This is a genomic window from Psychrilyobacter sp. (assembly GCF_049671765.1).
GTDB lineage: Bacteria > Fusobacteriota > Fusobacteriia > Fusobacteriales > Fusobacteriaceae > Psychrilyobacter.
This window is the reverse complement of sequence record NZ_JBATVM010000238.1, coordinates 1-6,566: the sequence shown is the minus strand read 5'-3', so window position 1 is coordinate 6,566 and position 6,566 is coordinate 1. Positions and strand designations below refer to the sequence as shown.

Genomic DNA, 6,566 nt, shown 5'->3' with positions numbered 1-6,566 from the left:
TTAGTTTTTATCTTAATTATTTTGCTTCAAAATGTCTTTCTAATAAACCTTTGAATGCTTTTCCATGTCTAGCTTCATCTTTAGCCATCTCATGTACTGTATCATGAATTGCATCTAATCCTAATTTCTTAGCTCTTTTTGCAATTTCAAATTTACCAGATGTAGCTCCGTATTCTGCTGCTACTCTTAATCTTAAGTTTTCTTCTGTTGAATTAGTTACTACTTCTCCTAATAATTCAGCAAATTTAGCTGCATGTTCTGCTTCTTCAAATGCAATTCTCTTGTATGCTTCCGCTACTTCAGGATATCCTTCTCTATCTGCAACTCTTGACATTGCTAAGTACATTCCAACTTCTGTACATTCTCCAGCAAAGTTAGCTTTTAGTCCTTCGATGATCTCTGTATCTCCACAAGCTAATCCTTCTCCTAACTTATGTTCAGTTGCCCACTCTTCAGTTGCACTTTCATCATAAGCTACAAATTTATCTTTTCCTGCCTTGCATACTGGACAGACTTCAACATTTGCATCTAATATTTCCCCACATACTGTACATCTTACTTTTGTCATTTAATTCACTCCTTTATATAGTCTTTTATTTAATTTTCAAATTTGTATCGGTTACAAAATTATAATAACAATTTTATAAAATAAAGTCAAGTATTTTTTAATATATAATTTGATTTTAACAAGATTAAGATTCTTTCATCTTAAAGTCAAAAATTTATTAAATAAATTAGTAAAAAATGCAGAAAATAAATAAAAGACCTCCTATCTGTAATAATCACACAGCTAGGAGGTCTTTTATTCTAAGGAAAGAAAGAAATGAAAAACTATTATTTTCATTTGCTTATAATTATCAGACGTCACTTATGTAAAAAAAGTTTAAATTTTTTTTATTTTCTTGACAAACTGTTTTTTATGAAGTATCCTTTAGCAAATAAAAAAATTCAAAGGAGACAAAGCCATGATTAGAAGATTTATATCCTCCCAAAATTCTAAATGCTATAAAAAATATTATATATGCTTTTTGAATTTTTGATGTAAATCTATATCTGCAACAACACTTTAATTTTGTTAATTTTAAAGCCGTAGATGGAATATATCTAGGGCTTTTTTTATTTACCCAAAAGGAGGACACACAATGAAAGAATTAGAAATGAATGACAAAAAACTTTGGGAAGCTATCCAAAAAGAGGAAGAACGTCAAGAATATGGTTTAGAGCTTATAGCTTCTGAAAATTTTGTATCAAAAGCTGTAATGGAAGCTGCAGGAAGTGTAATGACAAATAAATATGCTGAAGGATATTCTGGAAAAAGATACTATGGAGGTTGCCAATTTGTAGATATAGCAGAAAATCTAGCTATTGAAAGAGCGGGCAAACTATTTGGAGTAAAATATGTAAATGTACAAGCACACTCAGGGTCCCAGGCAAATATGGCAGTATATAGAGCATTGATAAATTCTGGAGATACTATTTTGGGAATGAAATTAGATCATGGAGGTCACTTGACTCATGGTAAAAATGTCAATTTTTCAGGGCAGGATTATAACGTTTATTCTTATGGAGTAGACCGTGATTCAGAAATGATAGATTATAAAAAAGTAGAAGAAATAGCTCTAGAAGTAAAGCCTCGTATAATTGTTGCAGGAGCTAGTGCATACTCTCGTACCATTGATTTTAAAAGATTCAGAGAAATTGCTGATATGGTAGGAGCTTACCTTATGGTAGATATGGCACATATCGCAGGTCTTGTAGCTGCAGGAGAGCATCCATCTCCTATCCCATATGCCCATGTTGTTACTACGACTACTCATAAAACTTTAAGAGGTCCTAGAGGAGGAATGATCCTTACCAACGATGAAGAAATGATAAAAAAAATTAACAAAGTGATCTTCCCTGGAATTCAAGGTGGTCCTCTTATGCATATTATTGCTGCAAAAGCTACGGCATTTAACGAAGCCCTAGATGTGAAATTCAAAAAATACCAAAAACAAGTAATAAGAAATGCTCATATTTTATCTGAAGAATTAAAAAAAGGTGGTTTAAGAATCGTCAGTGGTGGAACTGATAACCATATGATATTAGTTGATCTTACTAATAAAAATCTTACTGGAAAAGAAGCTGAAAAGATCCTTGAAGAAGCAAACATTACAGTAAATAAAAACGGTATTCCCTACGATACTAAAAGTCCATTTGTAACTAGTGGTATCAGAATAGGAACCCCTGCCCTTACGACTAGAGGAATGAAAGAAGAAGAGATGAAAGAAGTCTCTACTTTAATTCTAAAAGCTTTAGATAACGGCAATTCTCCTAAAATATTAAAAACTATAAAAAATGAGGTTGCAGAACTCTGTAAAAATTTCCCTCTATATAGAAACTAATCATTTGTAACTTCAAATGAAGGAAGATAACAATAAAAATAAAATATATTAATTAAAACAAAATTAAGAAATAGGAGTGAAATAAAATTATGTTTAGATTCTATAATTTTGACGGAGTATAACAACTTAGCAGACCTCCTCCTCAATTATTACAATATAAATTTTAATAAAATAATTATTGTTTAATAACAGGAGGAATAAAATGAATATAATAGATGAAAAAGAACAATTTGAAAGGTATCTTTTAGACCAAGAGAAAGAGTTTAGAGGTTGGAGTTTTAATTATTTAACACGTCATAACCGAATGAAGGAATTTCCACTAAGCTGGAACTATTATAATGAAATAGTTGATTATTATAGCCATGCAAACTCTCTTTTAGATATGGGAACTGGTGGTGGTGAATTCTTATCTTCATTAACTTTTCTGCCAAAAGATACATGTGCTACCGAAGGTTATAAACCAAATATTAAAGAAGCCAAGAAACGACTTGAACCTCTAGGAATAAATGTTTTTTCTGTAGAAGAAGATACTGCACTTCCTATATCTTCAGAAAGGTTTGATCTGATAATCAACCGACACGAATCTTTCTCCTCTCTTGAAATCATGAGAATTTTAAAACCAAAAGGGTATTTTATAACTCAGCAGGTTGGAGGATTAAATGATATTGACTTGAACTTACTTTTAGGAGCAAATTCAAATCAATATGAAGATTGGAATTTAGATAAAGCGTCTGAAAGCCTTAGATCATGTGGTTTAGAATTGAAAAAACTAAAAGAAGATAAAGTAAAAACAAGATTTTATGATATCGGTGCAATAGTTTATTATCTAAAAGCAATCCCTTGGCAGATTCCAGATTTTAGTGTCAAAAAATATTATAAAGAACTATTTAATATACATAAATTCATTCGAAAACAAGGATATATAGATCTTATTTGTCATCGTTTCTTTATAATTGCTCAAAAAGGTAAAAAAAAATAAGAGGTGATAATAAAAATTTAGTAAAAAGAATTGTTATCAATAAAGAAGCTAACTTATAAAAATTAACATTTCTATAATTCCTATATTAATTTTAAATTATTACTTTATTCCTTTAAATAATTTTTTAAGGTCATCTAAATATATGATACAATTTAAATAATTAATTTGGCTAAAAGCCATAAAGGGGTGATTTATGAACAAAAGAATATCCACTATGTCTATATTTGTTGAAAATAGAGATAGTATAGCTAGTATTAATAAAATCTTAATGGAGTTTTCGAAAATTATAATCTCTAGAATGGGGATTCCCTACAGAGAAGCAGGTATTTCTGTTATTGTATTGATTTTAGAAACAGATAATGATAGAATAGGGTCATTATCAGGTAAAATAGGGAACCTTAAAGGTGTGTCTGTAAAGACTGCTACTAAGAAATAACCTAATTTATCCTAATTACAAGGAAATTTATTAAATTTCTAAGTAAAAGGGAGATGGTAGAAGATCATTTTTTTATTTTAGATCGTATGGTTTTCATATCAATCTTCAAATTATTAAATTTTGGAGGTATCAAATGAGTAACTTAACATGGAAAGAAGAGATTAAAAAGGAAAGTTTTATCAATTCTGATTTAATCGAATCTTTATTACTAACTAACCCTACAGATGAAGATTTTTATAGGGTTATGGAAAAGGCAAAAAAAGGTGAAAGACTTAGTTTAGAAGAAACAACTGTTCTTTTAAATACTGAAGATCAAAATAAGATCGATGAGATGTTTGCATTAGCAAAACATATCAAAGAGGATGTTTATGGAAATAGAGTAGTATTATTTGCTCCTCTATATCTAGGAAATAAATGTACTAACTCATGTACATACTGTGGATTCAATGTTCAAAATGACCAAATGTCTAGAAAGACATTATCTATGGATGAAATTGAACAAGAGATAGAAGCACTTGTAGACGAAGGACACAAGAGAATTATTCAGGTATATGGTACTCATCCTGACTATTCAGCCGAATATATCAAAGAAACTGTAGAAAAAACTTATTCTGTAAAAAAAGGTAACGGAGAGATCAGACGTGTCAATATAAACGCAGCTCCTCAAACTATTGAAGATTTTAAAATTATAAAAGATTCAGGAATCGGAACATATCAAATTTTTCAAGAAACATACCATGAGCCATCTTATGCAATGGTTCATCCAAGAGGAGAAAAATCTAACTTTAAGTGGCGACTATTTGGTCTATCACGTGCTATGGAAGCAGGAATAGATGATGTAGGCATTGGAGCTTTATTTGGTATCTATAAATGGAAATTTGAAGTTTTAGGATTGATGCAACATGTAGAACATTTAGAAGATAACTTTGGTGTAGGACCCCATACAATTTCGTTTCCTAGATTAAATGAAGCTTCTGGAGTTAACCATAATGATAAATATCTAATCAATGATATGGAATTAAAAAGAATCATAGCAATCTTAAGATTGGCCGTTCCTTATGCCGGGCTTATTCTTACAGCTCGTGAAAATCCTGAATTAAGACGTGAATGTATGGAACTTGGAGTATCCCAAATCGATGCTGGTACTCAGATTGAGTTACAAGGATACACTAAAAAGAAAAAGAAATCTCAGCAAGATTTAGATAATGAACAATTTAAGATAGGAGATTCTAGAGATCTAGATGATATATTGAGAGAACTTATGGAAAACGGATTCACTCCTTCATTTTGTACAGCCTGTTATAGACTTGGCCGTACTGGAGAACACTTTATGGAATTTTCAAAACCTGGGTTTATCCATAATTTCTGTACTCCTAATGCCGTCTTAACATTAGCGGAATATCTTGAAGATTATGCCAGTGAAGAGACTAAAAAAGTAGGATATGATTTAATCAATAATAGCACTGTTACATCTAGACTAAGTGAAGAAACTAAGGCTTCTCTTAAGGTCAAATTAGAAGCAATAAAAAATAGCAAGAGAGATCTGTACTATTAAATAAAAAAAAAGCGTAGAATATTCTGCGCTTTTTTCTTATTCTTTCTTATTTTTTACCTCTGTTGCTATTATAACCCATGGAGTAGCACTAGCTCCCCATGCTACACCTGCTCCTAAAAATGCATGCCCAGATATATTAGTTTTATCCACTTCTATACTATAAGTAATCCCATTTTTCTCAAGAAAAAGTATTCCGTCTTTTTTATAATAAGTAATTTTTTCTTCCCTCTCTTTAGCGTAAGCTGTTAATTCAAATATTAATTCTTCATCTGTTTTCGGTTTATACTCTACATAAATTTTAAAACCTTTATCAAAATAGTGAAGAATGCTTTTTTTTAAGTATTTCATATAAGGTTCTAATTTTACTTCTTTATTTTCTACCACTTTTTATTCCCCCAGTAATTTTATTTTTTATAAGCTATCAGTTATACTATATTTATACCATATAACTAAAAAAATATAAAATTATAATTGAAAAATAAAATATGAAAAAATAAGAATAATAAATTTAGAAAAACACTCTTCTTCTTTATAAATAGAATGAGGATAAGAGAATTATTCTATGAGTGTGATATAATATATACATTATAAAAAACTATTATTGGAGGTAAAAAATGAGAATACTCAGAAAATTTATTTCAGAAAATATAAATTTAGAAGACAAAAAAACATATAAAAGAATAGCTTCTAGAGGTATTATATTAGATGGTGAAAACATCTTGTTACTCTACACTAAAAGATATGATGACTATAGCTTTCCTGGAGGAGGAGTCGACCAAGGTGAAGATCTAATTGAAGGAGTAAAAAGAGAGATCAATGAGGAGACAGGAGCTAAGAATATAGAGATTTTAGGTGAATATGGTGTCTACGATGAAATAAAACCCATCTATAAAAAAGATTATGACTACATCAATATGATCTCATATTTTTTCCTCTGTGGTATCCATAAGGAATTAGGAAAAACTAATTTAGAAGATTATGAGATAAATAATGGGATGGATGCTAGATGGGTAAATATCTATGAGGCTATTGCTCATAATAAAGAAGTTATTAAAAACCAGCCTAAAAATATTGGTCTTTATATAGATCGTGAATTATTTATGCTAGAATTAATAGCAAAAGAATTGGTAGAGAAAAACTAAGAAGCTTTGTCACCAATTATCATTAATCTACACGAAATAAAAAATAAAGTTTTGAAACAGACAATTTAAA

Annotated in this window: 7 protein-coding genes; 5 read left to right on the top strand and 2 right to left on the bottom strand. The window is 29.8% G+C overall.

The window, feature by feature from the left end; all coding sequences use genetic code 11:
* Positions 1 to 16: 16 nt before the first annotated feature.
* Positions 17 to 568, bottom strand: a complete 552-nt coding sequence (locus tag WBG30_RS11480; RefSeq protein WP_424504794.1) for a ferritin family protein — start codon at positions 566 to 568, stop codon at positions 17 to 19.
* Positions 569 to 1,142: 574 nt separating this feature from the next.
* Here WBG30_RS11480 and glyA point away from each other — a divergent pair.
* The 4 genes from glyA (at position 1,143) to hydG (ending at position 5,354) form a co-directional block, all read left to right on the top strand.
* Positions 1,143 to 2,384: a serine hydroxymethyltransferase gene (gene glyA / locus WBG30_RS11475; RefSeq protein WP_424504793.1), complete on the top strand. Its 1,242-nt coding sequence runs from the start codon at positions 1,143 to 1,145 to the stop codon at positions 2,382 to 2,384.
* 202 nt (positions 2,385 to 2,586) lie between these two features.
* A complete protein-coding gene (locus tag WBG30_RS11470) occupies positions 2,587 to 3,363 on the top strand; it encodes a methyltransferase domain-containing protein (protein WP_424504792.1) in 777 nt (258 codons plus the stop codon).
* A 193-nt stretch (positions 3,364 to 3,556) separates the two neighbouring features.
* A complete protein-coding gene (locus WBG30_RS11465) occupies positions 3,557 to 3,799 on the top strand; it encodes a TM1266 family iron-only hydrogenase system putative regulator (RefSeq protein WP_424504791.1) in 243 nt (80 codons plus the stop codon).
* Between the two features lie 133 nt (positions 3,800 to 3,932).
* Positions 3,933 to 5,354, top strand: a complete 1,422-nt coding sequence (gene hydG / locus WBG30_RS11460; protein ID WP_424504790.1) for a [FeFe] hydrogenase H-cluster radical SAM maturase HydG — start codon at positions 3,933 to 3,935, stop codon at positions 5,352 to 5,354.
* Between the two features lie 36 nt (positions 5,355 to 5,390).
* Here the strand turns inward: hydG and WBG30_RS11455 are convergent, their stop codons facing one another.
* Entirely contained in the window at positions 5,391 to 5,738 is a 348-nt protein-coding gene (locus WBG30_RS11455) for a hypothetical protein (protein WP_424504789.1), read from the bottom strand.
* A gap of 230 nt (positions 5,739 to 5,968) precedes the next feature.
* On the opposite strand from WBG30_RS11455, the gene WBG30_RS11450 reads away from it, so the two are divergent.
* Positions 5,969 to 6,496: an NUDIX hydrolase gene (locus WBG30_RS11450; protein ID WP_424504788.1), complete on the top strand. Its 528-nt coding sequence runs from the start codon at positions 5,969 to 5,971 to the stop codon at positions 6,494 to 6,496.
* Positions 6,497 to 6,566: the final 70 nt, after the last annotated feature.

What these genes read in the sequence shown, in the direction of transcription:
- WBG30_RS11480 (WP_424504794.1), bottom strand. Translation starts at nt 568, where the DNA reads ATGACAAAAGTAAGATGTACAGTATGTGGGGAAATATTAGATGCAAAT.
- glyA (WP_424504793.1), top strand. Translation starts at nt 1,143, where the DNA reads ATGAAAGAATTAGAAATGAATGACAAAAAACTTTGGGAAGCTATCCAA.
- WBG30_RS11470 (WP_424504792.1), top strand. Translation starts at nt 2,587, where the DNA reads ATGAATATAATAGATGAAAAAGAACAATTTGAAAGGTATCTTTTAGAC.
- WBG30_RS11465 (WP_424504791.1), top strand. Translation starts at nt 3,557, where the DNA reads ATGAACAAAAGAATATCCACTATGTCTATATTTGTTGAAAATAGAGAT.
- hydG (WP_424504790.1), top strand. Translation starts at nt 3,933, where the DNA reads ATGAGTAACTTAACATGGAAAGAAGAGATTAAAAAGGAAAGTTTTATC.
- WBG30_RS11450 (WP_424504788.1), top strand. Translation starts at nt 5,969, where the DNA reads ATGAGAATACTCAGAAAATTTATTTCAGAAAATATAAATTTAGAAGAC.